The following is a 26703-nucleotide window of genomic DNA, read 5'->3' on the forward strand; positions in this document are numbered from 1 at the left end:
GGGCTCGCAGGTTTGCAACGGCTTGCTCGCCGGGCGCGGGTCACGGCGGATTCCCGCCGGTTTGATCGACTCCGGATCGGGGCAGTTCCGGAAAGCACCCGATCGAGGAGGTTTCGATGGCCGACCGGCGTTGGCACTTCATCCCCGCCACGGTTTCGCTGTGCTGGCTCTACCTGGGCGTGGGGGCGGTTCTGCTCGTCTCGAGCATCCTCACCCTGACCGGCACCGAAGGCCGGGCGCCCGTCCTGACGGTGATCGCGGCGGTGGCCGCGGTGGCCCTGATCGTCATTTCCGTGGTCGGCCTGGCCCGCCCGAAGCTGCGCGGCCGCTGACCGGCTGCTGACCGGCCGGGTCCCGCGGCGGCGCCAGGACCCGGCCGGAAGTCCCTACAGCTCCTGGTGATCCGCGTGGTCGACCCGGGCTTCCGGCACCGGGCGGCCGTCGCTCACCCGGAAGTCGTCCACGGCGTCGAGGACGAACGTCGGCGTGCCCGCCACCTTCTCGGCGCGGGAGTGGTGCACGTCGGCGTCGGCCACGTCCCGCAGGACGAACGCCGGGCGCGTGTCCGGCTTGCCGAAGCGCACATCGACGTTGTCCCAGCTGATTCCCCGGGCGTGGCGGACGAAGAAGCCGTACGCCGGGAGCGTGCCGAACATCGACGGCTCCGGGTACGCGGTCTCCAGCTCCGGCGGGTTCGGCACGGCGTCCCCCGGCGTCAGGCCGCCCGCCAGGTGGTGGCGGATGTTGCTCAGCTTGACGTCCTCGATCGGGTGGCCCGGAATCCCGGCGAGGCACGAGGGGTAGCGCGGGTCCGCGTCGATCGTCGTGACGTCGCTGATGCTCACCCGGCGCAGGAACCCGACCGGGATGCCGGCCGGCCCGCGCATCCGCGCGCCCAAGCGCAGGAACAGCGGCATCTGGACGTTGCGCATGGTCAGGTTGCTGATCGTGACATCCTCCAGCCGGCCGCCGTCCACCGTTTCCAGTGCCAGGCCGCGGCAGTGCTCGAAGACCATGTTGGAGATCGCGATGTTGCGGAAGCCGCCGTTGGACTCGGTGCCGAACTTCACGCGGCCGGTGCGGCCGTAGGACGACGTCTTGAACGTGCCCCCGACGAGGGTGCCGAGGTCGTAGCCGCTGACGAAGCAGTTGTCGATGGTGACGTTTTCGGTGTCGCGCACCTGGTTCAACGCGTACGAGCTCTTCAAGACGATGGCGTCGTCGTTCGGCGAGTTGACCGTCGTGCCGGCGATCCGGACGTTCTTGCAGCAGTCGATGTTGATGCCGTCGCGGTTGGTGTCGATCACCAGGCCTTCGATGCGGAAATTGTCGACGCCGGTGGGCAGGATGCCGAAGTGCCCGCCGTTGACGATGGTGATGTCGCGGATCGCGATGTTGCGGCACAGCTTGAGCGCGATCGCCTTGTTCCCGTTGAGCGGCGCCGATTCCGCGCTGCCGCCGGCGACCAGGCCCTGGCCGTCGATCTTGCCGGGCCCTTCGATGGTGACGTTCTCGAGGTTCTCACCCCAGATCAGGCTGTTGTGCCAGTGGCTGTGCCCGAAGTCCTGGTACGGATTGCCCGCGCCCGGTTCGGCGGGGTCGTAGCCCCGCCCGCCGGCCGGGGCGGCGGCCAGGATCGTCGCGCCGGCGCCGAGGTACAGCGCGATGTTGCTCTTGAGGTGGATCGAATAGCTCGCGTACGTCCCGGCCGGGAAGTACACGGTGCCGCCGCGGGTCGCGGCCGCGTCGATCGCGCGGTTGATCGCCGCGGTGTCGATCGTGCGGCCGTCGCCTTTCGCGCCGAACTTCGTGACGTCGAAGAAGCGGCCCGGCTGGTTCCCGAATTCCTCGGCTTCGGCCACCGGAGATCCGACCAATGGCAGGGCCGCGCCCGCGGCTCCCCAGACGACGGCACGGCGGCGGCTCAACGCTCTTCCCACGAAGTCTCCCTAATCTCGCCATGGCGGAAGCCCGCGCTTCCGACGGCGGATCGGGATGCGTGTTCAGCTAAGAGCAAATGATCGGATGAGTCAAGCTCGCCCCCGCCCGTGGGCGGGGACGAGCCCGATCTTCAGTCCAGCACCTCGCGGACGGTGCCGGCGGCGACGGTCAGCCGGCCTTCGCGCATGGCGAACCCGAGGCCCGGGCTCATCGCGACCGGCTGGCCGAGTTCGACCGTCAGCTCCGCGGCGTCGCCCGGCCGGACGACGGTGACGCCTTCGGCGAGGGCGACCACCCCGACGACGTCGCTGGTGCGGAAGTGGAACTGCGGCCGGTAGTTCGCCGCGAACGGTGTCCGCCGGCCACCCTCGGCGGCCGAGAGCACGTGGACGTCCGCGCGGAACCGCGTGTGCGGGCGGACGCTGCCCGGCAGGCAGACGACCTGGCCGCGCCGGACCTCGCCGCGCTTGACCCCGCGCAGGAGCACCGCGGCGTTGTCGCCCGCCTCGGCGCGGTCCATCGGCTTGCCGAACGTCTCGAGCCCGGTGGCCACGGTGGTCACCGCCGGGCCGAGGCCGATCACCTCGACCGCGTCGCCGACGGCGAGGGTGCCCTGCTCCACCGCGCCGGTCACGACGGTGCCGCGGCCGGTGATGGTGAGGACGTTCTCGATCGGCATCAGGAACGGCAGGTCGAGCCGCCGCGGCGGGATCGGCACGTGCTCGTCGACGGCCTCCAGGAGGTCGAGGACGCGCTGCGTCCACCGCGGGTCGCCCGCGAGCGCGCGCAGCCCGGAAACCCGGACCACGGGCACGGCGTCGCCGTCGAACCCGTACCGGGTCAGCAGCTCGCGCACCTCGAGCTCGACCAGGTCGAGCAGCTCCTCGTCGTCGGCGACGTCGGCCTTGTTGAGCGCGACGACGAGGTGCTCGACGCCGATCCGGCGCGCCAGGACGACGTGCTCGCGGGTCTGCGGCATCGCGCCGTCCTGGGCCGAGACCACGAGCACCGCGCCGTCCAGCTGGGCGGCGCCGGTGATCATGTTCTTGACGTAGTCGGCGTGCCCGGGCATGTCGACGTGCGCGTAGTGCCTGGTCGGCGTCTCGTACTCGACGTGCGCGATGTTGATGGTGATGCCGCGCTCGATCTCCTCCGGTGCGCGGTCGATGCGGTCGAAGGCGACGAAGTCGGCCCCACCCCGCTCGGCGAGGACCTTGGTGATGGCCGCGGTGAGGGTGGTCTTGCCGTGGTCGACGTGCCCCATCGTGCCGATGTTCAGGTGCGGCTTGGTCCGCACGTACTGTTGCTTGGTCATGGGTTTTCCCTGCGCTGGAACGGAACTGCGCGAAACCGGGCGGAGCGCGTCGACCCTCCCCCGGCGGTTTCGCGCCCAGGGCGGGGGAAATCGGGGAAGGGTCAGCTTCGAGCGCCGGTCAGCCGTGCCGGCAGGGCGCTCGGCAGGGACAGGCCTGCGAGCGTCGCGCTGTCGGACACGGGGAACATGATCCGAAGGATGACACGGCTTTCGCGGCCGTGTCACCCGGTTTTCGCGCGCGGCCGCATGATCAGGGCCGCAACGAAGTACACGCACGGCTTCTTGCCGCGGTTCGCGTAGGAATGCGTGACGTCGGCGGGAAAGTACACCGAATCGCCCGCCGCGAGGACGTACTCGGCGTCGCCGGCACCGAGGCTCAGCTCGCCCGATTCGACGGCGACGAACTCGTGCGATCCCGGGGCGTACGCCGGAAAAGCTCCCGCGTCGCACCCGGGGGGCAGGGTCGTGCGGATCCACTCGAAGTTGACGCCGGGGACGACCGGGGTCAGCACGGTGCGGTGCCAGCCGCCGGGTTCGGCGATGTGGTCCTGCTCCGCCGCGCGGCGGACGAGCACCCGGTCGCTCTCCAGGTCGGCGAGCAGCCGGGAGAGGGACAGCCCGAGGCCGTCGGCGATCCGGGACAGCACCACGACCGTCGGCGTCTTCTCGCCGCGCTCGATGGCCGACAGCATACTGACGCTCACGCCCGCCGCCCCGGCCAGTGCGCTCAACGCCAGCCCGCGGCCCACCCGCAGTTCGTGCAGGTGACGGCCGAGCGCTCCCGGATCGATCATTCCTCTATAATAGCGACCATGTCCACTATAGCGGAAGCGACGGAGGCCGACGCCGAAGGCATTGCCGCCGTCTTCTCGCCGTACGTCACCGATTCGGTCTTCACCTTCGAAACCACGCCGCCGACCGCGCAGCAGTGGCGGGCGAAGATCCGCGAGCGCACGTGGCCCTTCCTCGTCCTCGCCGAGGAGGGTGAGATCCTCGGCTACGCGCTGGCCGCGCCGTGGCGGCCCAAGCCGGCGTACCGGTACTCGGTGGAGACGACGATCTACCTCGCACCCCGGGCGGCCGGCCAGGGTCACGGGCGGCGGCTGCTCGACGCCCTGCTCAAGCGGTGCGAGGAAGCCGGAGCCCGGCAGGCGATCGCGGTCATCGTCGACTCCGGCAACCCGGCGTCGCGGAACCTGCACCGGGCGGCCGGTTTCACCGACGCGGGCGTGTTGCGGCGGGTCGGCTTCAAGCACGACCGCTGGCTCGACACCCTGCTGATGCAGCGCGAACTGGGCTAACGCGACTTCGCCCGCAGGTGCAGCCGCTCCCCCTGCTTGCCGAACAGGCTGAGGATCTCCGCCGGCCGGCCGTCGACCGCGCCGAACCAGTGCGGGAGGCGGGTGTCGAACTCCGCCGCTTCGCCCGGCCCCAGCGTCATGTCGCGGTCGGCCAGGATCAGGCGCAGCCGGCCCGACAGGACGTACAGCCACTCGTAGCCCTCGTGGACCTGGGGATCGGGCTCGCCCGTCTCGGGCTCCAGGATCATCTTGAACGCCTGCGGCGCGCCCGGCTGGCGGGTCAGCGGCAGCACCGTCATGGTCGCGCCGTTGTGGCGCGGGATCCGGCGCGCGGTCAGCCGGACGCGGGGATCGCCGACCTCCGGCGCGCCGACCAGTTCATCGAGGGGCACCTGGTGGGCCTGGGCGATCGGCAGCAGCAGCTCCAGGCTCGGCTTGCGCTGCCCGGACTCCAGCCGGGAGAGCGTGCTCTTCGAGATACCCGTTGCCTCCGACAGGTCGGCAAGGGTGACCCGCCGCTGCGTGCGGACCCGCTTGAGGCGGGGGCCGACCTCGGCGAGGGCCTGGGTGATCGCGTCCGTCATGCCTCCAGGAAAACCGCTTGTCCCGGAATCGGCAACATTAGTTGTCGGATTCGCCAAGCCGGGTTCATGGTGGCGGCATGAGCGAAAACAACAGCTTCGACGTCTTGGTGGTGGGTGGCGGCGCCGCGGGTCTCAGCGCCGCCCTGATGCTGGGCCGGGCGCGGCGGCGCGTCGCGGTCGTCGACGGCGGAGAACCGCGCAACGCGCCGGCGTCGCACATGCACGGCTTCCTGTCCCGCGACGGCCTGCCGCCGTCCGAACTCCTGGAAATCGGCCGCGGCGAGCTCCGCGGCTACGGCGTGGAACTCCTCGAGGACCGGGTGACCCGGCTGGACCACGGCTTCACGGCCCGGCTGGCGAGCGGCCGCGAGCTGACCGCCCGGCGCGTCCTGGTCGCCACCGGCGTCCACGACGACCTGCCGGACCTCCCGGGCCTGCGGGAGAGCTGGGGCACCGACGCGATGACCTGCCCGTACTGCCACGGCTACGAGCTGCGCGACCAGCCGCTCGGCGTGCTGGGCACCGAGCCGGCGAGCGTCGAGCACGCGCTGCTGGTCCGCCAGTGGTCACCGGACGTGGTGTACTTCGCGCACACCGAGCCACCGTCCGATGCGGACCGGGACCGGCTCGACGCGCGCGGGATCCGCGTGGTCGACGGCGTCGTCACCGCCGTCCGGCGCGAAGGCGGCCGCCTCACCGGCATCGAGGTCGGCGCCCGGTTCGTGCCGCGGGCCGCGTTGTTCCTCCGCACCCGGACCGTCCCGCACGACCAGCTGCTGCGCGACCTCGGCTATGTCGACGGCGACGTCGATGCGTCCGGGAAGACCGGCGTGCCCGGGGTGTGGGCCGCGGGGAACGTCGTCGACGCGCGGGCGACCGTGATCATCGCCGCGGCCCAGGGCGCGGCCGCGGCCGGGGCGCTGAACCACGACCTCGTCACCGAGGACGTCGAGCGGGCGGTCGGCGCACTGGGCGGCTTCTCCCCCGCCGCGGAACGCGCGGCCGCCGGGGCGCGCTAGCCCCCGGCGCCCCGGCGTGCCAGGCTCGGCGGATGCGTCCGACGCTCTACGAATTCGCCGGCGGCGACCCCGCGTTCCGCGCGCTGGCCACCGCCCACCACGAGCGCTGCCTGGCCGACCCGGAGCTGAACCACCCGTTCTCGAAGCAGGATCAGCACCCGCGGCACGTCGAGCGGCTCGCCTGGTACTGGGCCGAGGTGCTGGGTGGCCCGCCGCGGTTCTCCCGCGAGTGCAGCGACCACACGGCGATGCTCCGGATGCACGCCGGCAACGGCGACATGACCGACCTCGGCCGCCGGTTCGTCACATGCTTCGTCCAGGCCGCGGACGACGCCGGCCTGCCCGCCGACCCGGAGTTCCGCGCCGCGCTGCGGGCGTACATGGAGTGGGCGGTGGCCGAGGTGCTCACGTATCCCGGCCCGCCCGCCGACGTCCCCGCCGGGCTGCCGGTGCCCCGCTGGTCGTGGACCGGGTTGCAGCCGTTGTAACGACCGGGGCCGCCGCCGCGTCTTGCAGGCGACGACCGGCTGTGGAGGTCCGTCGCCAGAGCCGGTCCGGGCCAGGTTCCCCCCACCTGCCCGGACCGGTTCGTCCACTCCGTCCGATAACCGCGAGCACGGCGTCGCGAGCCGGGCGTGCCGACGCCGTGTTCCGAGCAGGACGTGCGGGCGCTGGTCAACCACATGGCCTGCGGCAACCTCAACTACATCGGTCTCCTCCGCGGAGCGACTCGCGAGGAATTTCTGCCCGGCGGGACGAAGACGCCCTCGGCGACGACCCCGTCACCGCGTACGCCGGCTCGGTCCGGGCCTGCGCCGCCGCCTTCGCCGAGGAAGGCGCGCTGGACCGCGTCGTCGACTACCCGCTCGGCACCGACGAGACCCTCGACCCGGACCTGGTCGCGTGGATCGACGAGGACTACGCCACGATCTTCGCGGGCTTGGGCCCGGGCATCTTCGCCGAGCCGCCGCCGATCCCGCCCGGCGCGTCCCGGCAGGAGCGGCTGCTCACGCGGTTCGGCCGCGCTCCTCGGCGAGCCGGCTGACCAGCTCGGTCAACGCCGGCCCCAACGGCCGATCGACGCGCACCGAGGCGTAACGGTCGCCGCGGGTCTCCCCGCGGTTGACGATCACCACCGGCTTGCCCGCCTTCGCCGCGTGGCGGACGAACCGCAGCCCCGACATCACGGTCAGGGACGAGCCGAGCACCAGCAGCGCCTCGGCGGCGTCGACCAACCCGAAGCACTGCTCGACCCGCGGCCGCGGCACGTTCTCGCCGAAGAACACGACGTCCGGCTTCAGCACGCCTTCGCAGGCCTCGCACGGGACCGGCCGGAAGCCGCGGACGACGTCGGCGGGCAGGTCGACGTCGCCGTCCGGGTTGATCCGGGTGGCCGCGCCGGTGAAGCCGGGGTTGGCCGCGCGCAGCCGCCGGTCGAGCTCCATCCGGGGGCTGGTGCGGTGGCAGTCCAGGCAGATGACGCGGTCCAGGCTGCCGTGCAGCTCGACGGCGTCCGCGGTGCCGGCCGCCTGGTGCAGGCCGTCGACGTTCTGCGTGATGACGCCGGAGACGTAACCGCCTTCGCGCAGGGCCGCCACGGCGCGGTGGCCGTCGTTGGGGTCGGCGCGGGCGATCGTGCGCCAGCCGAGGTGGCTGCGCGCCCAGTACCGCTGCCGCCCTTCGGCGCTGGTGACGAACTCCTCGTAGGTCATCGGCGTGTGCCGGCGCAGGCTGCCGCTCTCGCCGCGGTAGTCGGGAATCCCGGATTCGGTGGACAACCCGGCCCCGCTGAGCACGGCGACCCGCCCGCGCGCCACGACGCTCGTCAGCTCGTCGAGGCTGGACGTCCGCGGCAGCGGCGCGTCCGCCGACGTCCAGGAAAGGGTGGGCCGGGTACGCACCAAGCCAGGGTACGTGGGCCGGGGAGAACCGTCCCGAGCGCCGCGCGGACGGGTGACGCTGAGCGTCGACCGTGTCACATCCCGCTCATGGACCGGGGGTTGTGCGGTACACCGGAAGTTCGATTGGTGGGTTGCGGGCTGGGGTACGGCGATGGTCGACGAACCGGGGCACGAGCACGGCACGAAGGTGACGAACGAGGTGCCCGGCACCGTCGCCGGTTCCGTGGTGCAGGCAGGCTCGATCGGGCAGGTCGTACTGGCGCCCGCCGTGCCGCGGCAGGAACTGCCGGTGCCCCGCCAGCTGCCTCCGGCGGTGCGTGACTTCGCCGGGCGGGACGACCAGCTCGCCCGGCTGGACGACCTCCTGCTCGCCGACGAGGACCACCCGGCCGCCATGGTCATTTCGGCGCTGGACGGCACGGCCGGGGTCGGGAAGACGGCCCTGGCCGTGCAGTGGGCGCACCGGGTGGAACACCGCTTCCCCGACGGCACGCTGTTCGCCGATCTGCGCGGCTACGGCCCGAGCGCGCCGGTGCGCCCGGACCTCGTGCTCGCGTCGTTCCTCCACGTCCTGGGCGTCGAAGAGGACCGGATGCCCGCCGAGCTGGACGCCCAGGTCAGCGTCTACCGCTCGGTGCTCGCCGGCCGCCGGGTGCTGATCGTGCTGGACAACGCCGGCACCGCCGAGCAGGTCAGGCCGCTGCTGCCCGGCTCCCCCGGCTGTGTCGTGCTGGTCACCAGCCGGGCCAGCCTGACCGGGCTGCTCGTCGCCGAAGCCGCCAGCCAGGTCACCCTCGACCTGTTCACCCCGGACGAAGCCCGCGTGCTGCTCCGCCGGATCCTCGGGCCCGCGCGGGTCGCCGCCGAGCCCGGCGCCGTCGCCGACCTCGTCGAGGCGTGCGCGCGGCTGCCCCTCGCGCTGCGGATCGCCGCCACCCGCATCGCCACCCGCCGCCACACCAGCGTCGCCGAGGTCGTGGCGGACATCGCCGGCGGCGCGGACAGGTTGGACGTGTTGAGCAGCAGCGGAGACGAACGCAGTGCCGTGCGGAGTGTGTTCGACTGGTCGTACGCGCGGCTGCCGGCCGAGCACGCCGGCGTCTTCCGGCGGCTGGGCCTGCATCCCGGGGCCGAGTTCGGGGTGCCGGCCGCCGCGGCGGTGGCCGGGGTCGACGCCGCCACGGCGTACCGGGTGCTCGAAGCGCTGGCGGACGGACATCTGGTCGAGTCCATCGGGAGCCGGCGCTACCGGTGCCACGACCTGCTGCACGCCTACGCGGCGCACCGCGCCGAACGGGACGACGACCCGGACAGCCGGCGCGAGGCCGTGTCCCGGCTCGTCACCTGGTACGCCCGCACCGCGCAGGCCGCCGACCGGCTGGTCTTCCCCGGTCTCGAAGCCCCGGCCATCGAGCTGCCTCCGGTGGGCCCGGACGTGCCGCTCGCCGACCGCGCCGAGGCCGTCGCGTGGCTGAACACCGAGCAGGCGAACCTGCTGGCGGTCCTGCGTTCGGCCGGCACGCACCGGACCGCGGTCGTTCTGGCGGCGGCCGCGCGGTTCCTGAGCCTCCGCGAGCGCGCCCTGTGGTCGGTGCGCCTCGAAGCCGAAACCCTCGGCCTCCGTGCCGCGGAAGCGGCCGGGGATCGGGCCGCGGAGGCCTTCCTGCTCGGTTTCCGCGGTGACACGCTCGCGGACCTGGGCCGCTGGGACGACGCCGAAGCCGACTTCGGCCGCCAGCTCGTGCTGGCGCGGGAACTCGGCGACGCCGTCCGGCAGGAGGTGGCCCTGACCGGTCTGGGGCAGATCCGCCTCCTGCAACAGCGCTATGCCGAGGCGCGGGATCACTACCTCGCGGCGTTGCCGCTGGCCCGGCGGGCGGGCCCGCGTCCGGAAGCCGTCGTGGAGTGCAATCTCAGCCGGATCAACGTGCGGCTGGGTGAGTTCGCACAGGCTCGCGTGCACGCCGAACGCGAGCTCGTGCTGCGCCGCGAGGCCGACGACGCGGTCGGCGAGGCCTACGCCCGGTGCGATGTGGCCATTGCGCTGCAAGGTCTCCAGGCCCACGACACGGCGCTCGAGTACACGACGTCAGCCATCGCGCAATACCGGGCGCTCGCGGGCACCGAGGCGCTGCTCGCCGAGGCCCTCGAGACGGCGGCGACCTCGCTCGAGCACACCGGAGAAGCGCTGAGCGCGGCAGACTGCCTCGAGGAGGCTGCCGCGCTCCTCGACCCCCTCGACGCGGAACGCGCCGAGACCCTGCGTGCCCGGGTCCGCGACCTGACGCCGTGACCTCACCCGCAGGTCGGGCAATCCGGCCGGGGTTCCTCGGGGCCGAGCGCGAAGCTGTCTTGCAGGGTGACGAGGTTGAACCCGTACTCGCAATTGGTCCGCAGCTTCGGCGCCCCAGTGATGAGGCTCAGCGTGGCGTGCGCGGCCAGCTGGCCCGCGACCCCGGCGGACACGGCGTTGGCCGCTTGGGGCCGGAAGTGCTCCGCCGCAGCCGGGAAGGTCCGCGGGGGCAGCGCCGCCCGGCGTTCCCGCTCCGCGACGCGGGCGCAGTCGTAGCACGGGCCCGCGCCCGGCGCGTACAGCCCGCAGTTGACCTGCGGACCGTGGTAGCCGCCGTGCACCCACGCCGTCCCGGTCTCCCGGCACGCCCGGTTGGTCCACGCGCGGATCCCCGGCGGCTCGTCCGCGGCCAGCAGCACCACGTCGTGGCCGATCGCCAGCGTCCGCAGCACCGCCGGGCCGTCGACGAGCAACCGCGCACCGGTGACCCGGACTTCGGAGTTCTGCGCCCGCAGCCGCTCGACGGCGGCCGCGACCTTGGGGCGGCCGAGGTCGCGTTCGGTGAACAGGATCTGCCGGTTGAGGTTGGACAGCTCGACCACGTCGGGTTCGACGCAGTGGACGTACCCGACCCCGGACACGACCAGGGTCTGCGCGGCCGTGCAGCCGACACCGCCGATCCCGATCACGACGACCCGCGCCCCGCGCAGCAGCAGCTGGGTGTCCCAGCTCGTGCGGCGCGGCGTGCGGTCCATCCAGCGGAAGAGCGCCCGGCTCCGGCCGTAGCGCTCCCGCTCGGCGGCGCTGAGCCCGCCGGGGTCCGGCTCGCCGGCGTCTTCGACGTACCCGGCCCGGACCAGGTCGCCGATCGCCGCCCGGACGTCGGCGCCGGTCCGCTGCGGGTGGAGGTGGACGAGGCCGGCGACGACCTCGTCCGTGGTCCTCGAACCGTCGAGCAGCTCCAGCAGCGCCCACACCCATCCGCCGGGATCGCCGATGTCGGCGGCGATCCCGCGCACCCCACCGCCGATCCGGATCCGATCGTTCCCGTGGCGGACCGGGAGGTGCTCGAGTTTGATCCTGGGTCGCCGCATGGCCGCTCCTCCTCGTCACTAGCTCTGCTGGGTCGGGTGGCTGAAAGTCGGTTCACGGTCCGCTTCAATGAATTCGATCATGGCGTCGCACCTCCTTTCCGATCTGCGCACGGAGAACCGCGAGCTTCGCCGGAATACAGCCGCGCAACGGTTTCGGCTGGCCGGTGGATGCCGACATGTGCGCTCCGCTCGGTCGGTGCTCGACGGGACACCGGAAGCATGGAACCCGCTGCTGTCAACGACATGTCGGCGGCCGCGGCAAACCGGCAACACGCTCGTGTCGAACGTGACAAATCAATGTCAGCACTGGTCAGAGCGGTGGCGCGGGCGTGCGGGCGAATGCCAGACTCGGATTCGGCGAGGAGGATCAGCGATCCCGGGAGGGGGGAAAGCTGGCGGGATGGAGATCGCATTCGGAATTCTCGGGCAGACTACCCTGCGAATGCACGGGCAGTTGACCACCGAGTGGGGTTCGCTCAAGCTCCGCAGGGTGCTGGCCGCGCTGCTCACCGATCCCGGAGCGCGGATGGGAATGGCCACGCTGGCCGAGTGGGTCTGGTCGCTCGACGAGCCGGAACCGAATGATCCGGTGTCCACTTTCCGCACCTACTCCGCGCGCATCGGCAAGGCGATGCGCGAAGCCGGTGTGCCCGCGGCACTCCGCACCGTCGACGGCGCACTGCACCTCGACGTGGAACGGTCCGCGATCGACTATTTCACCTTCGAAAAACTCATCGAAACGGCCCGGCGGCTAAGCAAAGAAGAAAACCACGAGGCCGCCTGCGAAGTGGCCACGAGCGCCCTGGCCCTCTGGCGGGGGCAGCCGCTCGCGGACCTGACGTCCCAGCCCGCGCAGACCTGGCGGTACGCGGCGGTGCACAACGCCTGGCTCCCGGCGAACCAGTTGCTGCTGGGCGAACTGATCGCGCTCGGGCGATGCGAAGCCGCACTGCAGAAACTCGACGAGCTCCAGCGGGAACACCGGACCGATCTCGGGCTGGCCCGGCGGCGCCTGCACGTGCTGCGCGAACTCGGCCGGATCGACGACATGGGCGCCTACCACATGTCCGTCCGCAAGCTGCTCGTCGCCGAGGACGATCGCGCCGCGGCCGCCGACCTCCTCGCCTACTACAATTCGCTGCTGCCGAACAAGATCTCCGCCTCGGCGCAACGCGGCGCGCGCAGTGCGGCCGAACGGCTGGCCTCGCTGCCCCGCCCCCGGCCCCCGTCGGACTCGGCCGTCACCTTGTTGCCGGCCTTGGCCCCCCGCGGCCGGTCGACCCTGCCGCCGGCCGCGGCCGGTTTTGTCGGCCACCATGATCTGCAGAAGACGCTCGACGGCCTGGCCCGCGACGCCGACAGCCGGTTCCGGCCCGGCGTGATCGTCCTGGACGGCTTGGCGGGCATCGGGAAGACCGCGCTGGCGGTGCACTGGGCGCACCGGCAGTACGGCAGGCTGACCGACAACGCGTTGTACCTGGACCTGCACGGCTTCGACGGCGGGCGGCCCGTCAAAGCCGAGGACGTGGTCGACGAGCTCCTCGACGCCTTCGACGTCCCCATCGCCCGCCTGCCGACCCCCGCCCGGCGGGCGGCCAAACTGCGGGAAATCCTTGCGCGGCAACGCACCCTGGTGGTACTCGACAACGCGGCGAGCTCGGCGCACGTGCTGCCGTTGCTGGTCACCCTTTCCCCGAGCCTGCTGCTCGTCACGAGCCGCCAAGGTCTCACGGCGCTGGCGAGCCGCCACGGGGCGCGGCGCTGTTCGGTGACCCCGCTCAACGAGCTGCACGCCGTCGAGGTCCTGACCAACCGCGTCGGCCCGGGCGGCGCTGCCCAGCAGGAGCCGCTCGCGCGGATTTCCGCGTTGTGCGGTGGCGTTCCCTTGACTTTGCAATTGGTCGCCCACCACATCGAAAGCCGCCGCGGGGCCGCGCTGACCGAGCTCGCCGACGAACTCCGTGACCAGAGCAGGCTCCTGGACATCGGGGACGACGGAGACGACCCGCCGTCGAACATGCGCGCGGCGCTTTCGGTCACCTACAACGCTCTTCCCCGGGAGGCCCGCGACCTGCTCCGGTCGATCGGCCTCTCCCCGGCGCCGGAACTGACGCTGCCCGCGGCCGCCGCGCTGGCCGGGCGGGCGGCGAAAGAAGTCCGGCACGCGCTGGATGTCCTCGTCAGCACCCACTTCCTCACCCACACGGGCGCCCCCGGCCGCTACCGGGTGCACGACCTGCTCCGGACGTTCGCCCGCGAACTCGCCGAGGCGGAGGACGAAACCGAAGCCCGGGAACAGGCCGAACGCCGGCTGCTCAGTTACTACTTGCACGCCGGCTTCGACGCCGACCGCCTGCTGTTCCCGTTCCGCCCGCCGGTTCCGATGCTGCCCGTGCTCGACGGCGTTCCCGCGGCCGAATTCACTTCCGAAAGCGCGGCGGCCGCCTGGCTGCTGTCGGAGAAGAACAATTTCGACCGCCTCATTCCGTGGGCGGCCCAGCGGAATCACCACGAATACGCCTGGCGGCTCGCCCACCCTCTGTACGGCATTTATCGCAGGTATGGTTTCTATAGTGAATTGCGTGATGCGTACAGCGTTTCGGTGAATTCAACACAAACGGTGGACAACCTCGAGGCCGAGGGCGCTACGCGGAGTGACCTCGGCCTGATTTGCCTCGCACTGGGCGAGCGGGACGCGGCGTTGCGGGAACTCCACCTCGCCGCCGCCATCGCGCAGCAGACGGGCGGCGCGGTCTGGATCGCCACGTCCCTCCTGCACCTGGGCACCTTCGAAGCCCACATCGGCAATGCGGACGACGCCGAAGCGATGTACCGGCGTGCCTTGGGCGAGCTGCGCGCCACCAGCAGTCCCGGCACCGAGTCGGCCATCCTCCACCGGCTCGCGGAAACCCTGCGTGAGCGCGACCGGCTCGACGAGGCACTGACCTTGTACCGCCGGGCCCTGGCGCTCAAGCAGGGCATCGGCAACCGCCACGGCGAAGCCGAGATCCTGGCTGAGCTGGCCGCCACGTTGTGCCGATTGGGGAACTACGAGGAAGCCCGGCGACACGGCTTGCACGCGCTGACGATCATCGAGCAGATCAACGACGTCGAAGCCGGCCCGCGCGCCTGCCTGGTCATGGCCGAGGTCAACCACCGGCAGGCACGCCACGCCGCAACGATCGCCTACGCGCGCCAGGCGGTGCGGCTGGCCATGCGCAACCACAACGCGATCGTCGAGGCCGAGGCGCTGCACATCCTCGGCCACGCGTTGCACGAAACCGGGCGCCTGGCCGCTGCCGAGGAAGGCTGGCTGGCCGCGACGGCGATTTACCTCGACCTGGGGAACCGCGAACGCGAACTGCACCTCCGGACGGACCTCGCGGTCCTCCGGGAAGGCCCCGCGGAGACGGATAAATACTCTCCAGTAATGTGAAAGAAACTTCGGGTTTCACTCGAAGTGACGATAAGTCGACGTTCTACTGGAAAGTAGGCGTCACTCCGTAGTGTCAGCCAACCTGATAGAAGTGGTCCGCAAGGCAGCTCGAACCACTGAGGGTAGGGGCCCGGATTCAGCACCCGGGTGAGGTCCCCTAATATGGTGATCACCGTCCTCCATTGAGGACAGTCGACACGGTCGAGCATCCCCCACTCGACCCTGTCGATCGAACGACAGAAAGCAAAGCAAGAATGAGCAAGTGCTTTTTCGCCGTGATCACCCTGGCGCTCGCCCTCCTTTTCACCGGGCCAGTCGCGGACAGTCAGAAGGATTATTGGAACCCCGACGACGTCACGGTGAGCGCTATCGCCTGATCCGCGGTCAGCGACCCGGCGGCGGGGCGGCGGCCGCACAGCCCCCGCCTCACCGCCGGACCCCCGTCCGGGCTCGTGGACTGCGCCGGATGCCGAGCGTGCTGGGGGCCTTGCGCAGCGTGCGGGTCACCGTATCCTCGAAGGGGACCGAGGCTTTGCCGGTGGGTCGTGGAGGGGTTGCTGTGCCTGAGCCTGTGCTGGTGTCCGTGGCCGCAGCCGCTGCGGGGAGAGCCGTGGTGGGGTTGTACAACCTGATCAAGGCCAAGTTCGCCGACGATCCCGACGCGTCGGCCGTCCTGTCCGCCGCGGAAGGGGCGGCGGAGGACTCACCTCAGGTGCGTGAGCTGGCCGAAACGCTCGCAGCGAAGCAGGCGGCGGATCCGGCGTTCGGTGAGCAGCTGCGTGCCGAGTGGGAACGGGCCGCGGGCCAGCACGCCGAGTCCGGCGGTGTGGCCAACCGGATCTCCGGCAGTGTCGGCGGCAACGTCGTGCAGGCGCGCGACATCGGCGGCGACATCAGCTTCTGACGCGGCCGGTCACCCGACGGGCCCGTCCCAGACCGACTCGTCGTCCACGAACGAACTCAGCAAGGTGGTCAGCACCGGGTCGCCGCGGCCGTTCAGGGCGTCGGAGGCGATGCGGCGGGCCACGCCCGCCAGGAAATCGGCGATCTGGACGCGGGTGTCGGCGCGGGAGTCGACGAACCGCACGTCCGCCAGGCGCGGGCCGAGCGTGGCCTTGAGCTGGAGCACGCGCTCGGCCGTGAGAGCCAGCTGCTCGTCGTGCACCAGGGCGACCGCGGTGCCGTCGGCGCTCCAATGACGGACCGTGTGGACCACGGCGGGCACCAGCGGGTCGAGCAGCGGCACCAGCCCCGGATCGCCGGCCAGCCGGGCGCGGTAGGCGGCCACGCGCTCGCGGCCGTCGCGGAACCGGGCGACGATCTCGCCGGCTTCGCCCGGGACGTCCGCCAGCGTACCGGCCAGCGCGAAGAACTCCTCCGGCGACGTCGTCACGCCGCGGCGGGGGTTCAGCCGCAGCACGCTGGTGAACGCCGTCAGGAAGTACTGCCAGCGGGCGGCGCCGAACGCGGCCGGGCCCGTGCGGTGAAGGGTGCGCGCCATCGCCTCCGTGCCGTTCTCGGCCAGCAGGGAGACCGCCGCCCGGACGGCGAAGAACGTCTTGTCCGTCAGGTGCACGTGCCCGCGGCCGGCGAGCGGGCCGTCCGGGGCGAGCAGCCATTCGAGCACCGCGCGGTGCTTGGCGCGCAGCAGGTGGTTGGCCTTGTACTCCTCGGCCGGTGAGCCGATGCGGGCACGGATCTCCCGCACGCACGCCGTCGCCTCGACTCCGGACATCCGGACGCCCGCATGGGCGAAGACGTCGGTCTCGCCCCCGAGCAGGTTCTCGCCCTCCGAACCCGACTCGTCGCAGGCGACCTCGCGCACCCGCCCGATCGTGCCAGAGCGCACCGGCCGCGGGCGATCGGATTACCCGGCCGCCCGTCACGGTTGGGCCACGGCGGCTAACGACCGCGGCGGATCCGCTGACTCGCGAAGAGCAGGGGTTGCGGGAGGTGCCGATGGCCACGAACGAACGACCGGCCCGGCTCGCGTTGACGGCGGCCGTGGTCGTCCTCCTGCTGGGTGCCGCCGGCGTCCTGGCGCGGCAGCAGTTCTCCGGGACGGCGAAGGCGGACGCGGGCGTCGCCGGGATCGAGGTCGTGGCACCGGCCGGCACCCGGTTCTCGATCCGTCCGGCACCGGAGCCCGACGTCGCGGCCCCGCTGACCCGCCGGATCGGCGGCGGCGCCGACCTGAGCTTCGACGGCCCGCCACCGCAGGTCCGGATCCCGGTGCCCGCCGCACCGCCGCCGGAGTTGGCGCCCGTCGTCGTCACCGGCAACGGGACGCGGCTCATCCCCGCCACCTACGACGGCGCCACCCGGAGCATCGTCGCGGCGGTCGCCCGCCCCGGCGGCTTCTGGGGCGGGCTGCTCGACCTCGCCGCGCTGGGCCGCGACACCGAGGCAGCCCCGAAGCCGGACTGCGCCGGGCGCGCCGCGAGTTCCGGCGGGGTGACCGTCGACATCGGCACGCCGGACCCGCGGGCGCCGGTGTGGGTCTGCCTTACCGCCGGGAACGGCCGCGCGAACATCACCCTGACCTCGAATTCGCGGGTTCCGTACCGGATCGTCGCGCCGCCGGGCTGGCCCGAACCGGGCACGCGCACCGCGGCGGCGGGCACGGCCGCCGTGCAGGTCCTTGGCCGCCCGCGGCAGCGCGAGCTGCTCTGGCCCGGCGCCGGCGTGACCTACGACGTCGCCTTCGGCCAGTTGCCGGCGACCCTCCGCGGCCAGGCCGATCCCGGGCCCGCCCTCGGGACGGCGCTCGCCACGGCGGCCCACCGCGCGGCCGTGCTGTTCGGCCTGGCCGACGGCACCGGGCCGGCGGCCGGGGTGCTGACCTGCGCCGCCGACGCCGGCGCCGCCCGGTACCCCCCGGACCGGCCCTTCGCCGAGGTCGCGGCCGGGGTGTGGACGGCGCTCGAGCCGTGCCACCCGGACGGCGGCGACGTCGTGCGCCGGCTCGTCGCCGCCGGGATCGGGCCGGTGACCAGCAGCTTCGCCGAGGCGAGCCCGACGTTCGAGGTGCCGGTGACCACCAGCCGCGCGCAGCGGTTCACGCAGACCGTCGACTACCGCCCGCGGGCCGCGACGGCCCGGGCGACCGGCACCTGCCCGGCGGTGTCGGCGGTGTCCGGCCGCCACGACGCCTACCGCTGCACGGCGGGCGGCGCCACGCACGACCCGTGTTTCGCCGGGCCCGGAACGCGGTCGCAGGTCTGGTGCCCGACTTCGGCGACCGAGGCCGTCCTGCTGACCTACTCGGGTGCGCTGCCGTCGCCACCCCAGGCCGGCGGAATGACCGGCCCCTTCCTGCTCGTGCTGGAGAACGGCCTGCAGTGCGCCGCCGTGGCCGCGCCGGACGTCCGGTACACCTGCTCGGACGGGCGGACCGTGCTGCACGGCGAGCCGGACACTTCGAGTCCGATGTGGACGATCGAGGCCCGGACCATCGCGAAGGCCTACGCCTGAGCCAGGGTGATCCTGCCGCCGGTGACCGTGATCGCCTTCTTCTCCAGGGGCTTTGAGGCCGGGCCGTTCGCCACCGAACCGTCGGCGATCTTGAACTTGCTGCCGTGGCAGGGGCAGTTGATGGTGCCGTCGGCGACGGCGTCGACCGTGCAGCCCTGGTGGGTGCAGATCGCCGAGAAGGCCGCGAACGTCCCCGCCGCCGGCTGGGTCACCACGACCTGCTTGTCCGCGAAGATCTTGCCGCCGCCGACCGGGACGTCCGCGGCCGCGCCGAGTTCGGTGCCGGCCGGTGCCGGGGCGGCCGACGTCCCGTTCGTGCTGCCGCCGTAGGTGCTGCAGCCGGCCGCCAGCCCGGCGCCGAAGACCGCCAGGGCCGTCCGGCGCGCGAGCACCGGGTCCACGTCGTCGTTGTGCAACGTTCCGTCCTCCGCAGGCTCAGAAGGTCAGGCCGGACTGGGTGAAGAACCACAGCGACGCGCTCAGCCAGAGCCCGACCAGCCCGGTGAAGGTCAGGCCGCCCAGCAGCGGAAGCGACCACGCCGGTGCGCCGTCCTTGCGCAGCAGGAGCATCTTCGCGACGAACACGCCGTAGAAGAAGCACCCGAGCAGGGAATGCAGCAGGACGCGCAGGTCGAACGCCTGGAACCCGAGCGCGTACAGGCAGTGCATCGCGACCGGGATCGAGACGAGGAAGGCCAGCCGCCCCGACCACCGGTGCACCGGCGCGACCCACGCGGGCGCGCCGCCGCCGAGCTTGCCGTACAGCGCCAGTGCCGAGACGAGCTGGACGAGGGCGAGCACGACGACGACCGTGGCGAGCCACGCCTTCACCGCCTGCGGCCCGGAGAAGCCCGCGACGTTCACCGCGACCCCGGTCGGCGTGTGCAGGCCGCCGTAGACACCGAGCGCCACCGAGACGACCGCGCCGACCACCAGCGGCACGACGAGTGCGGCCGCGGCGCGGTGACCCGCCACCGGGGCGGCCATCAGAAGTCACCGGTCCCGGCCAGGCCGCTGATCGCCTCGGCGGTCACCGGGGCGCCGTCGACGGTCGCGGTGGCCGCGGCCGGGTCGAGCGGCGGAGCGGCCGAGGGACCTTCGTCCGTCGTGAGGATGCCGACCTGGCTGCCGTCGGGCTGCACGATCCAGCCGACCTTCGCCGCCTTGCCCTTCACCTTCGGCGTCGCCCGGTAGAGGCCGGCGGGTTTCTTCGCCGTCGGCACCGAGAACCGGTAGGTCTTGCCCGCCGCCGTCACGGTTCCGGTGGCCGAACTGACGTCGAAGGTGCCCGTCAGGGTCGCGTCCGGGGCGCCCTTGAGGTCGAGCTTGCCGTCGACGGTCACGCCCTGGAGCCAGGCTTCGAGCTTCTTGCCGTCGCAGACGTAGGCGATGGCGTGGCCGTCGCGCGCCGACACCGCGATCGACGCGCCACCACCGGTCACCTTCCCGGCGTAGTCCGCTCGCGCGGGCACATCGGCCTTCGGCGATGCGGATGGCGGCGCCGTCGTCGCGGGCGGTGGCGCGGCCGTCGTGGTGCTCGCGGCGTTCGCGGACCCGGCGACCGTCGGCGCGCCGGTCCCGGTCGCCACGTTGGCGATGCTGATCCCGCCGGCGAGCAGCACCCCGCCGAGCAGTGTGCACAACGGCCCCGGATGTCTCATGGCCTTCCCCGCTTCTCCCGGTCCACCACCGTGTCCGCAACACGGACCTCGGGCCGAAACGGCTCAACGCTACGCGTCGAAAAGAGGTAATGCTTAGCCCGTGCACGTGGTTGACTGGCCGCATGCTCCCCTGGGACGGCGACCTCGCCGGACGGCTCGACCGGCACACCGTGACGTCCGCGTTGCTGCGCGGCAATCCCCTCGGCGACCCGCACGAGCGGCCGCTGTGGGTGTACGTCCCGCCCGGCTACGACGACGGCGACGAGCGGTACCCGGCGGTGTACGTCATCCAGGGCTACACCGGGCACCTGGCCATGTGGGCCAACCGGACGCCGTTCCGCCAGCCGTTCGTGGAGACGGCCGACGCCGTCTTCGCCGGCGGCGCGCCGGGCTGCGTCGTGGTGTACGTCGACGCGTGGACCGCCTACGGCGGCTCGCAGTTCGTCGATTCGCCGGGCACCGGCCGATACCATTCGTACCTGTGCGACGAGGTCGTACCGTGGGTCGACGAGCACTACCGCACGCTGCCCGCCCGCGAATCCCGCGCGATCGCGGGCAAGTCGTCGGGCGGGTTCGGCGCGATGATCACGCCGATGCTGCGGCCGGACCTGTTCGGCGCGCTGGCCACGCACGCGGGCGACTCGCTCTACGAACTGTGCTACGTCCCCGACTTCGGCAAGGCGGTCCGCGCGCTGCGCGGGTACGACCAGGACATCCAGGCGTGGTGGGCGGACTTCCGCGGCCGGCCGGCGTTCACCCGGCCGGAAGACGCGGTCCTGCTGACCGTGCTCGGCGTTTCGGCGTGCTTCTCGGCGCGCGAGGACGGGACGCCGGAGCTGCCGTTCGACCCGCTGACCGGAGCGCTGCGGCCGGAGCAGTGGCAGCGCTGGCTGGGCTGGGACCCGGTCCGGATGGTGGCCGGTCACGCGGAGGCGGTCCGCTCCCTGCGTGCGGTGTGGATCGACGCGGGCACGAGCGACGAGTACTTCCTCGACATCGGCGCCGAGGCGTTCCGGGCGGAGGTGGCCGCGGCCGGCCTGCCGGACGAGCGGGTGCACTTCGAGCTGTTCGACGCCGGCCACGGCGGGATCGACTACCGGTACCCGCTTTCACTGGCTTGGCTGGCGGAACGGCTGGCCCGGTGAAGGTCACCGAGACCGAACTCGTCCTGGCCGGCGGGCGCACCCTGCACGTCCACGACACCGGCGGGCCCGCGCGGCGCACCGTCTTCTGGCACCACGGTACCCCCAACACCGGCGCTCCGCCCGGGCCGTTGCTGCCGCTCGCTCGGGAGCTCGGCGTCCGGTTCGTTTCCTATGACCGCCCCGGCTACCGCAGCTCCACTCCCGTCCCGGAGCGGACCGTCGGGAACGCCGCCGAGTGCGTCGAAGCCGTGGCCGAGGCGCTCGGGATCGGCGAGTTCGCCCTCATGGGGCATTCCGGTGGCAGCTCGCACGCCCTCGCCTGCGCCGCCCTGCTGCCGGACCGGGTGCTCGCCGTCGCGAGCATGGCCGCCGTCGCGCCCTTCGACGCCGACGGGCTCGACTGGTTCGGGGGCATGGCCGCGGCCAGTGCCGCGTCGCTGCGGGCCGCCGGCGAAGGCCGGGCCGCCAAGGAAAAGCACGAAGCCGCCGCGGAATTCGATCCCGACGTCTTCACCGCCGAAGACTTCGCCGTGCTCCACGGGTCCTGGTCGTGGCTGGACGAGGTGGTCCGCGCGGCGCTCGCCCACGGGCCCGGCGGGCTGATCGACGACGACCTCGCCTACGTCCGGCCGTGGGGCGCCGATCCCGCGCGGATCACCGCGCCCGTCCTGCTCCTGCACGGCGAGCAGGACCGGATGATCCCCGCCACGCACAGCGCGTGGCTCGCCGGGCGGTGCCCGCACGCCGAGTACCGGCCCGTGCCCGGCGCGGGCCACCTGTCCGTGCTGCGCCACGCCGCCGACGCCCTCACCTGGCTCGCCGATCACGGCAGCAGGGCCACCGAAACGACCACCGGCACCAGGTAGAGCAGCGGGAACGCCAGGTGCGCGTACGACCGCGCCCGGGCGACGGTGATCAGCGCGCCGGTGAAGTACAGGACCAGGCCGATCGCCGCCGCGATGCCGATCGGCGTCCAGACGAGCCCGGCGAGCAGGCCCACCGCGCCGGCCGCCTTGGCCGTGCCCAGCAGGTTCCACCACGACCGGGGCACGCCGTACTCGGTGATCGGCTCGACGACCCACTTCGCGCGGGCGAACATCGAGACGGCCGAGAAGCCGACCCAGGCCGCGGCGGCGATGGTGACGATCAGGTGAGCGGTGTGCATCGGGACTCCTCGGGGTTCGCGGCCCCGGGTTCCGGGTCCGTCACCCCCTCGACTCCGCGGTCCGGGCCGATGTGACAGCCCCGCGCGTGACGGCCGTCACTGCTGCCGGAAGTGCGCCACGACCATCTCGACCAGCGCGTCGACGTCGGCGTCGACCATCGGCTCGCCGGTCATGCCCATCCGGTGCAGCAAGGCGCCGACCACGACGTCCACGAAGAACAGCACCCGGTGCTCCGGTTCGCCGAGTGCGTCTTCGAGCGCGAGCCGGTAGGGGTCCTGCAGCCGCGACGACAGCACCACGCGCAGCGCCGGATCGCTGACGGCGTCGCTGAACACGCCGGCGAACGCGTCGCCCACCCCCGGTTCGCCGATCTTCGCCGCCGCCCAGCGGATGACCGCGGTCAGCAGGTCCGCCCGGCTCCCCCCGGGCAGCGGCGCCGGACCGAACGCGTCCAGGAGGCAGTCCACGATCAGCTCCCCCTTGGACGGCCAGCGCCGGTAGATCGTCGTCTTCGCGACGCCGGCCGCCGCCGCGATGCGTTCCACGGTCGCGCGGGCGTAGCCGAGCTCGGCGACCGTGGTCAGCGTCGCGGCGAACACCACGTCGTGGAGGCCGGCGCGGGGCCGGCCCGGCGGCCGGGCGGAGGAAGTCATGGCGGGAGCCTACCGGTTTTCGCTACCGTAGGTTTCGATACCTGGGGTGTCGAAACCAAGGAGCGATCATGACCGTGCAGCGTCCACCCGAGCCGGACTGGCTCGCGATGACCACCGAAGAACTGCTCGCCTACCGCGAGGAGGAGAACCGCTTCCGGGCGTCCGCCGCCGCGCGGGCGATCACCGGGGAACCGCACCCGGACACCGTGCTCGCGTGGCACGACCTGGCGTTGCCCGGCCGTGACCTGCCGGTCCGGGTGTACCGGCCGGCCGCGGACGACGGCGGCGTGCTGCCCCTGGTCGTCCACGTCCACGGCGGCGGGTTCGTCGGCACGGCGGTGCAGAGCGACTGGGTCAACAGCCTGCTCGCCGCCCGGCTGCCCGCGGTCGTCGTCTCGGTCGAACACCGGCTCGTCGCCCCGGACCACCCCCTCCCGGACGCGGTCGACGACGGCTGGGACGCGCTCCGGCACCTCGTGCGGGAGGCCGGGGCCTGGGGCATCGACCCGGCCCGGGTCGCCGTCTTCGGCGAAAGCTGCGGCGGACTGATCAGCGCGGTGGCCGCGATCCGGGCCCGGGAGGCCGGGCTGCCCTTGCGGGCGCAGGTGGTCGTCAACCCGGCGCTCGACGTGACCGAGGCGATGTTCGAATATCCGTCGGTCGCCGAGTACGCCGAGACGCCCACGCTCTCGGTGCCGGTGCTGCGCCTGTTCCAGCGGCTCGCCGTCCCGCCGGGCACCGACGCGGTGTCCCCGATGCAGGCCGAGCTGGGTGACCTGGCTCCGGCGCTCGTGGTCGTCCCGACGCACGACCCGTTGGCCGACCACGGCCGCCGGTACGCCGAGCGCCTCGAGAAGGCGGGTACGACGGTCCGGCTGTCCGAGTACGCCGGCGCCGGGCACGCCTTCCTCAGCATGCCGGGCCTGGTGCCGCAGGCGGAGGCCGCGGCGGAGGAGATCCTCGGCTTCCTCCGGACGTCCTTCGCGGACCCGGCATGACCGCGGCACCGATCGACGGCGCGACCCTGGACGGGGTGGCGGCCACCTGCCTGTGGACCCTGCGCAACCGGGCCGAGGAGTCGCGGCACCCGGGTTCGGCGTTCGCCGACCCGCTGGCCGAACGCCTCCAGCGCCGGATCTCCTACGACTACGCGCGGTTCGGCAAGCCGGACCAGATCCACCCGCTGCGAGCAGTCGCCCTGGACTTCGCGATCCGCGCGTATCTGGACCGGCATCCCGACGCCACGGTGGTCGCGCTCGGCGAGGGCCTGCAGACCACCTACTGGCGCCTGGGGCGGCCCGAGGTCCACTGGCTTTCGGTGGACCTGCCGCCGGTGGCCGACCTGCGCCGGCGCCTGCTCCCGCCCGAACCGAGGATGACCATGCTCGGCGCCTCGGCCCTGGACCGCTCCTGGCTGGACGTCCCCGACCCGGCGCGCGGCGTGTTCGTCTCGGCCGAGGGGCTGTTCATGTACCTCGAGCGGGCGGAGGTGTTCGCGCTCATCGCCGACTGCGCCGCGCGGTTCCCCGGCGGGCAGCTGTTCTTCGACTCGATCCCGCCGTGGCTCAGCCGGCGGACAGTACGGGGCAAGCGGATTTCGCGGCGGGGCGAGCGGTCTTCCCAGCGAGGCGGGCGGATTTCCCAGCAGGACGAGCGGTCTTCCCAGCGCGGCGAGCGGATTTCCCAGCGGGGCGAGCAGATTTCCCAGCGGGGCGGGCGCGTTTCGCGGCGGGGCCCGCGGGGGCGCCCCCCGTTTTCCACTCTACCGGCCGGCACCGACAATTCCGGCCTGCGGCTGTCGGACCGCTACACCGTCCCGCCGATGCCGTTCGGGCTGACCGTGTCCGAAGCGGCCCGGCTGCCCGGCCGGATCCCCGGGGTGGCCGCCGTCGAAGACGTGCAGCCGCCGCCCGGGCGGCGGGCTTGGCGGCCGGGCAGCCTGCGGAAGCTCGCCAACCTGCCCGGCTTGCGCGATCTGCGCCCGTCGATCAGCCTGGTGAGCTTCGCCGACCCCGGCTGATCGTCGCGGTCGCTCGTGAGCGGTGCCCCGGAACCGGCGGCACCGCCCACGACCGGCCGCGTCCACTGTGGAGGGTCAGCGGGCCGGTAGCAGCGGCAGGAGCTCCTGGTGGCGGCCGGCCCGGCGCAGCACGGGCGAGCCGGGGCCGGCCGGGTCCCGGGCGCCGGCCCGCATGGAGATCAGGAAGCGCACGACTTCGTGCGGCCGCGGCAGGATGTCCGCGCCGCCGAGGTAGGACAGGACGATCATCTCCTCGCCGCACGCCGCCTCGACCGCGACCGCCCAGCCGTGCACCTCGTCCCACAACAGCGCCACATCCCGCTCCGGGAACCGGCGCAGCCGCCAGTCCACCGCCAGGTACGCCGACACCGGGACGTCGACGTCCACGGTGCAGGATTCCAGGCCGAAGCCGAGCGCGCGGGCCACCTCCCCCAGATACGCGCGCAGCCCGCGCTGGAACCAGAATTCGAGATCGGTGTCGATCAGGCCGGACACCCGTTTCCTTTCGCCACGTTCGACAAGACCGGCAACGGCCGCCACGTCATTGTCTTTCGCCACCGCGGCGGCTGCCGCGCTTCGTGCGTAGACCGTACCGACTTCGCGGACTTCGGCCCACCGCCGGACATCCACCCCGGCGGTTCGTGCAGCGACACGGCCGTCTGCACGTGCAAAACTCCACTGTGGACGATCAAATCCGCAGGTGAAGACGTTTTCCGCAATTCCCGGAAAACCTCCCGGGTACACCAGGAGGAATGGTGGCCGCCGAAAGTTCAGCCGAACGCAGGAATCGGAACCCGGGTGCGCTCCAGATCCGCGAACAGATCGCCGAGGTCCTCGACGCGCGCCAGGACTTCGCCGGCGGTGAACCTCAGGTGCGTGACGTGCCGGCAGGCGCGGACCTCGTCCCAGGTGACCGGCGTCGACGCGGTCGGCTCGTCGCGCCCGCGCAGCGAGTACGGCGCCACCGTGGTCTTGAACGGGTTGTTCTGGCTCCAGTCGATGAAGACCTTGCCCGGGCGCAGGTTCTTCGCCATCCGCGCCACGACGAGGTCCGGCGTCTCGGCGGCGAGCCGCTCGGCCAGCGCTTTCGCGTACCGCGACGGCTCGCCGGCGTCGGTCGTCACGATGCCCGCGTACAGCTGCATGCCCTTGGAGCCGCTCGTCTTCGCCACCGGGGTCAGGCCGTCGCCGACGAGGACGTCGTAGAGGCGCTCGGCGACCCGGCAGCAGTCGACGACCGTCGCGCCGGGACCCGGGTCGAGGTCGAACACCAGCCGGTCCGGGGTGCTGCGCTCGTCGTCGCCGGGCCCGACGGTCCACTGGTGGACGTGCAGTTCCAGCGCGGCGAGGTTGGCGGCCCACACGAGCTCGGGCAGGTCGTCGATCAGCGGGTAGGTGACGATCTCCGGGTCCTTGCCCCGGCCGCCGACGGGCAGGCGCGCGGTGCGGACCCAGTCCGGGGCGTGCCGGGGGACGTTCTTCTCGAAGAAGGAGCCACCGGTGACACCGTCGGGGAACCGCACGAACGTCATCGCCCGGTCGCGCACGTGCGGCAGCAGCACCGGTGCGATCCGCGTGTAGTAGTCGAGCACCTCGCCCTTGGTGAAGCCGGTGCGCGGGTAGAGCACCTTCTCGAGGTTCGAGAGCGTCAGCTGCCGCTCGCCGACCCGCACGGTGATCCGGCTCCCCGCCACGGGGCC

28 protein-coding genes are annotated in these 26703 nt (G+C 72.5%); 14 read left to right on the forward strand and 14 right to left on the reverse strand.

What is annotated here, in order from left to right; all coding sequences use genetic code 11:
- The first annotated feature begins 116 nt into the window (after positions 1-116).
- Positions 117-332, forward strand: a complete 216-nt coding sequence (locus ACWEVN_RS03135) for a hypothetical protein (RefSeq protein ID WP_449682930.1) — start codon at positions 117-119, stop codon at positions 330-332.
- Positions 333-386: 54 nt separating this feature from the next.
- Here the strand turns inward: ACWEVN_RS03135 and ACWEVN_RS03140 are convergent, their stop codons facing one another.
- From ACWEVN_RS03140 to ACWEVN_RS03150, 3 genes are all read right to left on the reverse strand, one after another.
- Positions 387-1877, reverse strand: coding sequence for a rhamnogalacturonidase (locus ACWEVN_RS03140; protein WP_452050060.1), 1491 nt, complete (start codon positions 1875-1877; stop codon positions 387-389).
- A gap of 194 nt (positions 1878-2071) precedes the next feature.
- Complete coding sequence (gene tuf / locus ACWEVN_RS03145; protein WP_449682929.1) at positions 2072-3256, reverse strand: elongation factor Tu; 1185 nt, start codon at positions 3254-3256, stop codon at positions 2072-2074.
- Positions 3257-3477: 221 nt separating this feature from the next.
- Complete coding sequence (locus ACWEVN_RS03150; RefSeq protein WP_449682928.1) at positions 3478-4050, reverse strand: helix-turn-helix domain-containing protein; 573 nt, start codon at positions 4048-4050, stop codon at positions 3478-3480.
- Positions 4051-4068: 18 nt separating this feature from the next.
- Between ACWEVN_RS03150 and ACWEVN_RS03155 the strand changes: the two genes are divergently transcribed.
- Entirely contained in the window at positions 4069-4557 is a 489-nt protein-coding gene (locus tag ACWEVN_RS03155) for an N-acetyltransferase family protein (protein ID WP_452050019.1), read from the forward strand.
- Here ACWEVN_RS03155 and ACWEVN_RS03160 read toward each other — a convergent pair.
- Positions 4554-5141 carry a helix-turn-helix domain-containing protein gene (locus tag ACWEVN_RS03160; protein ID WP_449682926.1) on the reverse strand — a complete coding sequence of 196 codons (588 nt, stop codon included), beginning with the start codon at positions 5139-5141 and terminating at the stop codon, positions 4554-4556. The two genes, ACWEVN_RS03155 and ACWEVN_RS03160, sit on opposite strands and share 4 nt — an antisense overlap.
- A 77-nt stretch (positions 5142-5218) precedes the next feature.
- Here ACWEVN_RS03160 and ACWEVN_RS03165 point away from each other — a divergent pair, with 77 nt between their 5' ends.
- The 3 genes from ACWEVN_RS03165 to ACWEVN_RS03175 all read left to right on the forward strand — a co-directional run bounded on the left by ACWEVN_RS03165 (position 5219) and on the right by ACWEVN_RS03175 (position 7205).
- Positions 5219-6160, forward strand: coding sequence for an NAD(P)/FAD-dependent oxidoreductase (locus ACWEVN_RS03165; protein ID WP_452050020.1), 942 nt, complete (start codon positions 5219-5221; stop codon positions 6158-6160).
- Between the two features lie 32 nt (positions 6161-6192).
- Positions 6193-6648, forward strand: coding sequence for a group II truncated hemoglobin (locus ACWEVN_RS03170; RefSeq protein WP_449682924.1), 456 nt, complete (start codon positions 6193-6195; stop codon positions 6646-6648).
- A gap of 158 nt (positions 6649-6806) precedes the next feature.
- Positions 6807-7205, forward strand: coding sequence for a hypothetical protein (locus tag ACWEVN_RS03175; protein WP_452050021.1), 399 nt, complete (start codon positions 6807-6809; stop codon positions 7203-7205).
- Here the strand turns inward: ACWEVN_RS03175 and ACWEVN_RS03180 are convergent.
- A complete protein-coding gene (locus ACWEVN_RS03180; protein WP_449682922.1) occupies positions 7168-8061 on the reverse strand; it encodes an NAD-dependent protein deacetylase in 894 nt (297 codons plus the stop codon). The genes ACWEVN_RS03175 and ACWEVN_RS03180 overlap by 38 nt on opposite strands.
- A 151-nt stretch (positions 8062-8212) precedes the next feature.
- Here ACWEVN_RS03180 and ACWEVN_RS03185 point away from each other — a divergent pair, with 151 nt between their 5' ends.
- Positions 8213-10354: an ATP-binding protein gene (locus tag ACWEVN_RS03185; RefSeq protein WP_452050022.1), complete on the forward strand. Its 2142-nt coding sequence runs from the start codon at positions 8213-8215 to the stop codon at positions 10352-10354.
- A gap of 2 nt (positions 10355-10356) precedes the next feature.
- Here the strand turns inward: ACWEVN_RS03185 and ACWEVN_RS03190 are convergent, their stop codons facing one another.
- Positions 10357-11448 (reverse strand): HesA/MoeB/ThiF family protein, encoded by a 1092-nt coding sequence (locus tag ACWEVN_RS03190; protein WP_452050023.1) that lies wholly within the window; start codon positions 11446-11448, stop codon positions 10357-10359.
- Between the two features lie 400 nt (positions 11449-11848).
- On the opposite strand from ACWEVN_RS03190, the gene ACWEVN_RS03195 reads away from it, so the two are divergent.
- The 3 genes from ACWEVN_RS03195 to ACWEVN_RS03205 all read left to right on the forward strand — a co-directional run bounded on the left by ACWEVN_RS03195 (position 11849) and on the right by ACWEVN_RS03205 (position 15788).
- The gene (locus ACWEVN_RS03195; RefSeq protein ID WP_452050024.1) at positions 11849-14884 is read left to right on the forward strand and encodes a tetratricopeptide repeat protein; all 3036 of its coding nucleotides are present in this window, start codon (positions 11849-11851) and stop codon (positions 14882-14884) included.
- A 182-nt stretch (positions 14885-15066) separates the two neighbouring features.
- Entirely contained in the window at positions 15067-15261 is a 195-nt protein-coding gene (locus ACWEVN_RS03200) for a hypothetical protein (RefSeq protein ID WP_449682918.1), read from the forward strand.
- A 236-nt stretch (positions 15262-15497) separates the two neighbouring features.
- Positions 15498-15788, forward strand: coding sequence for a hypothetical protein (locus tag ACWEVN_RS03205; RefSeq protein ID WP_449682917.1), 291 nt, complete (start codon positions 15498-15500; stop codon positions 15786-15788).
- 9 nt (positions 15789-15797) lie between these two features.
- On the opposite strand, the gene ACWEVN_RS03210 is transcribed toward ACWEVN_RS03205, so the two are convergent.
- Entirely contained in the window at positions 15798-16709 is a 912-nt protein-coding gene (locus ACWEVN_RS03210; protein ID WP_452050025.1) for a DUF3800 domain-containing protein, read from the reverse strand.
- 134 nt (positions 16710-16843) lie between these two features.
- On the opposite strand from ACWEVN_RS03210, the gene ACWEVN_RS03215 reads away from it, so the two are divergent.
- Positions 16844-18358, forward strand: coding sequence for a hypothetical protein (locus ACWEVN_RS03215; protein ID WP_452050026.1), 1515 nt, complete (start codon positions 16844-16846; stop codon positions 18356-18358).
- Here ACWEVN_RS03215 and ACWEVN_RS03220 read toward each other — a convergent pair.
- Genes ACWEVN_RS03220 through ACWEVN_RS03230 form a run of 3 tightly spaced genes read right to left on the reverse strand, consistent with a single transcriptional unit; the run spans position 18349 to position 20019 of the window.
- Positions 18349-18774 (reverse strand): Rieske (2Fe-2S) protein, encoded by a 426-nt coding sequence (locus tag ACWEVN_RS03220; protein WP_452050027.1) that lies wholly within the window; start codon positions 18772-18774, stop codon positions 18349-18351. The two genes, ACWEVN_RS03215 and ACWEVN_RS03220, sit on opposite strands and share 10 nt — an antisense overlap.
- 19 nt (positions 18775-18793) lie before the next feature.
- Complete coding sequence (locus ACWEVN_RS03225) at positions 18794-19345, reverse strand: DUF6529 family protein (RefSeq protein ID WP_452050028.1); 552 nt, start codon at positions 19343-19345, stop codon at positions 18794-18796.
- Entirely contained in the window at positions 19345-20019 is a 675-nt protein-coding gene (locus ACWEVN_RS03230; RefSeq protein ID WP_452050029.1) for a hypothetical protein, read from the reverse strand. The genes ACWEVN_RS03225 and ACWEVN_RS03230 overlap by 1 nt, the downstream gene beginning before the upstream one ends.
- Before the next feature lie 122 nt (positions 20020-20141).
- On the opposite strand from ACWEVN_RS03230, the gene ACWEVN_RS03235 reads away from it, so the two are divergent.
- Both ACWEVN_RS03235 and ACWEVN_RS03240 read left to right on the forward strand, forming a co-directional pair.
- Entirely contained in the window at positions 20142-21164 is a 1023-nt protein-coding gene (locus tag ACWEVN_RS03235) for an alpha/beta hydrolase (RefSeq protein WP_452050030.1), read from the forward strand.
- On the forward strand, positions 21161-22030 hold the full coding sequence (locus ACWEVN_RS03240) for an alpha/beta fold hydrolase (RefSeq protein WP_452050031.1): 870 nt from the start codon (positions 21161-21163) through the stop codon (positions 22028-22030). The genes ACWEVN_RS03235 and ACWEVN_RS03240 overlap by 4 nt, the downstream gene beginning before the upstream one ends.
- On the opposite strand, the gene ACWEVN_RS03245 is transcribed toward ACWEVN_RS03240, so the two are convergent.
- Entirely contained in the window at positions 21988-22329 is a 342-nt protein-coding gene (locus ACWEVN_RS03245) for a DoxX family protein (RefSeq protein WP_452050032.1), read from the reverse strand. The genes ACWEVN_RS03240 and ACWEVN_RS03245 overlap by 43 nt on opposite strands.
- A gap of 96 nt (positions 22330-22425) precedes the next feature.
- Positions 22426-22983 carry a TetR/AcrR family transcriptional regulator gene (locus tag ACWEVN_RS03250; protein ID WP_452050033.1) on the reverse strand — a complete coding sequence of 186 codons (558 nt, stop codon included), beginning with the start codon at positions 22981-22983 and terminating at the stop codon, positions 22426-22428.
- A gap of 68 nt (positions 22984-23051) precedes the next feature.
- On the opposite strand from ACWEVN_RS03250, the gene ACWEVN_RS03255 reads away from it, so the two are divergent.
- Positions 23052-23981, forward strand: coding sequence for an alpha/beta hydrolase (locus ACWEVN_RS03255; protein WP_452050034.1), 930 nt, complete (start codon positions 23052-23054; stop codon positions 23979-23981).
- Positions 23978-25003, forward strand: a complete 1026-nt coding sequence (locus tag ACWEVN_RS03260; RefSeq protein ID WP_452050035.1) for a class I SAM-dependent methyltransferase — start codon at positions 23978-23980, stop codon at positions 25001-25003. The genes ACWEVN_RS03255 and ACWEVN_RS03260 overlap by 4 nt, the downstream gene beginning before the upstream one ends.
- Before the next feature lie 75 nt (positions 25004-25078).
- Here the strand turns inward: ACWEVN_RS03260 and ACWEVN_RS03265 are convergent, their stop codons facing one another.
- Together ACWEVN_RS03265 and ligD are read right to left on the reverse strand one after the other, a co-directional pair.
- On the reverse strand, positions 25079-25498 hold the full coding sequence (locus tag ACWEVN_RS03265) for a DUF6292 family protein (protein WP_452050036.1): 420 nt from the start codon (positions 25496-25498) through the stop codon (positions 25079-25081).
- A 275-nt stretch (positions 25499-25773) separates the two neighbouring features.
- On the reverse strand, positions 25774-26697 hold the full coding sequence (ligD, locus tag ACWEVN_RS03270; RefSeq protein WP_449682905.1) for a non-homologous end-joining DNA ligase: 924 nt from the start codon (positions 26695-26697) through the stop codon (positions 25774-25776).
- Positions 26698-26703: the final 6 nt, after the last annotated feature.

It is taken from the genome of Amycolatopsis sp. NPDC003861 (genome assembly GCF_053605405.1).

Excerpts from the sequence above, each read along its gene's own strand:
- ACWEVN_RS03160 (WP_449682926.1), bottom strand. The coding sequence starts at position 5,141 with ATGACGGACGCGATCACCCAGGCCCTCGCCGAGGTCGGCCCCCGCCTC.
- ACWEVN_RS03135 (WP_449682930.1), top strand. The coding sequence starts at position 117 with ATGGCCGACCGGCGTTGGCACTTCATCCCCGCCACGGTTTCGCTGTGC.
- ACWEVN_RS03195 (WP_452050024.1), top strand. The coding sequence starts at position 11,849 with ATGGAGATCGCATTCGGAATTCTCGGGCAGACTACCCTGCGAATGCAC.
- ACWEVN_RS03235 (WP_452050030.1), top strand. The coding sequence starts at position 20,142 with ATGCTCCCCTGGGACGGCGACCTCGCCGGACGGCTCGACCGGCACACC.
- ACWEVN_RS03170 (WP_449682924.1), top strand. The coding sequence starts at position 6,193 with ATGCGTCCGACGCTCTACGAATTCGCCGGCGGCGACCCCGCGTTCCGC.
- ACWEVN_RS03185 (WP_452050022.1), top strand. The coding sequence starts at position 8,213 with ATGGTCGACGAACCGGGGCACGAGCACGGCACGAAGGTGACGAACGAG.
- ACWEVN_RS03225 (WP_452050028.1), bottom strand. The coding sequence starts at position 19,345 with ATGGCCGCCCCGGTGGCGGGTCACCGCGCCGCGGCCGCACTCGTCGTG.
- tuf (WP_449682929.1), bottom strand. The coding sequence starts at position 3,256 with ATGACCAAGCAACAGTACGTGCGGACCAAGCCGCACCTGAACATCGGC.
- ACWEVN_RS03155 (WP_452050019.1), top strand. The coding sequence starts at position 4,069 with ATGTCCACTATAGCGGAAGCGACGGAGGCCGACGCCGAAGGCATTGCC.
- ACWEVN_RS03260 (WP_452050035.1), top strand. The coding sequence starts at position 23,978 with ATGACCGCGGCACCGATCGACGGCGCGACCCTGGACGGGGTGGCGGCC.
- ACWEVN_RS03255 (WP_452050034.1), top strand. The coding sequence starts at position 23,052 with ATGACCGTGCAGCGTCCACCCGAGCCGGACTGGCTCGCGATGACCACC.
- ACWEVN_RS03150 (WP_449682928.1), bottom strand. The coding sequence starts at position 4,050 with ATGATCGATCCGGGAGCGCTCGGCCGTCACCTGCACGAACTGCGGGTG.
- ACWEVN_RS03245 (WP_452050032.1), bottom strand. The coding sequence starts at position 22,329 with ATGCACACCGCTCACCTGATCGTCACCATCGCCGCCGCGGCCTGGGTC.
- ACWEVN_RS03215 (WP_452050026.1), top strand. The coding sequence starts at position 16,844 with ATGGCCACGAACGAACGACCGGCCCGGCTCGCGTTGACGGCGGCCGTG.
- ACWEVN_RS03165 (WP_452050020.1), top strand. The coding sequence starts at position 5,219 with ATGAGCGAAAACAACAGCTTCGACGTCTTGGTGGTGGGTGGCGGCGCC.
- ACWEVN_RS03250 (WP_452050033.1), bottom strand. The coding sequence starts at position 22,983 with ATGACTTCCTCCGCCCGGCCGCCGGGCCGGCCCCGCGCCGGCCTCCAC.
- ACWEVN_RS03230 (WP_452050029.1), bottom strand. The coding sequence starts at position 20,019 with ATGAGACATCCGGGGCCGTTGTGCACACTGCTCGGCGGGGTGCTGCTC.
- ACWEVN_RS03190 (WP_452050023.1), bottom strand. The coding sequence starts at position 11,448 with ATGCGGCGACCCAGGATCAAACTCGAGCACCTCCCGGTCCGCCACGGG.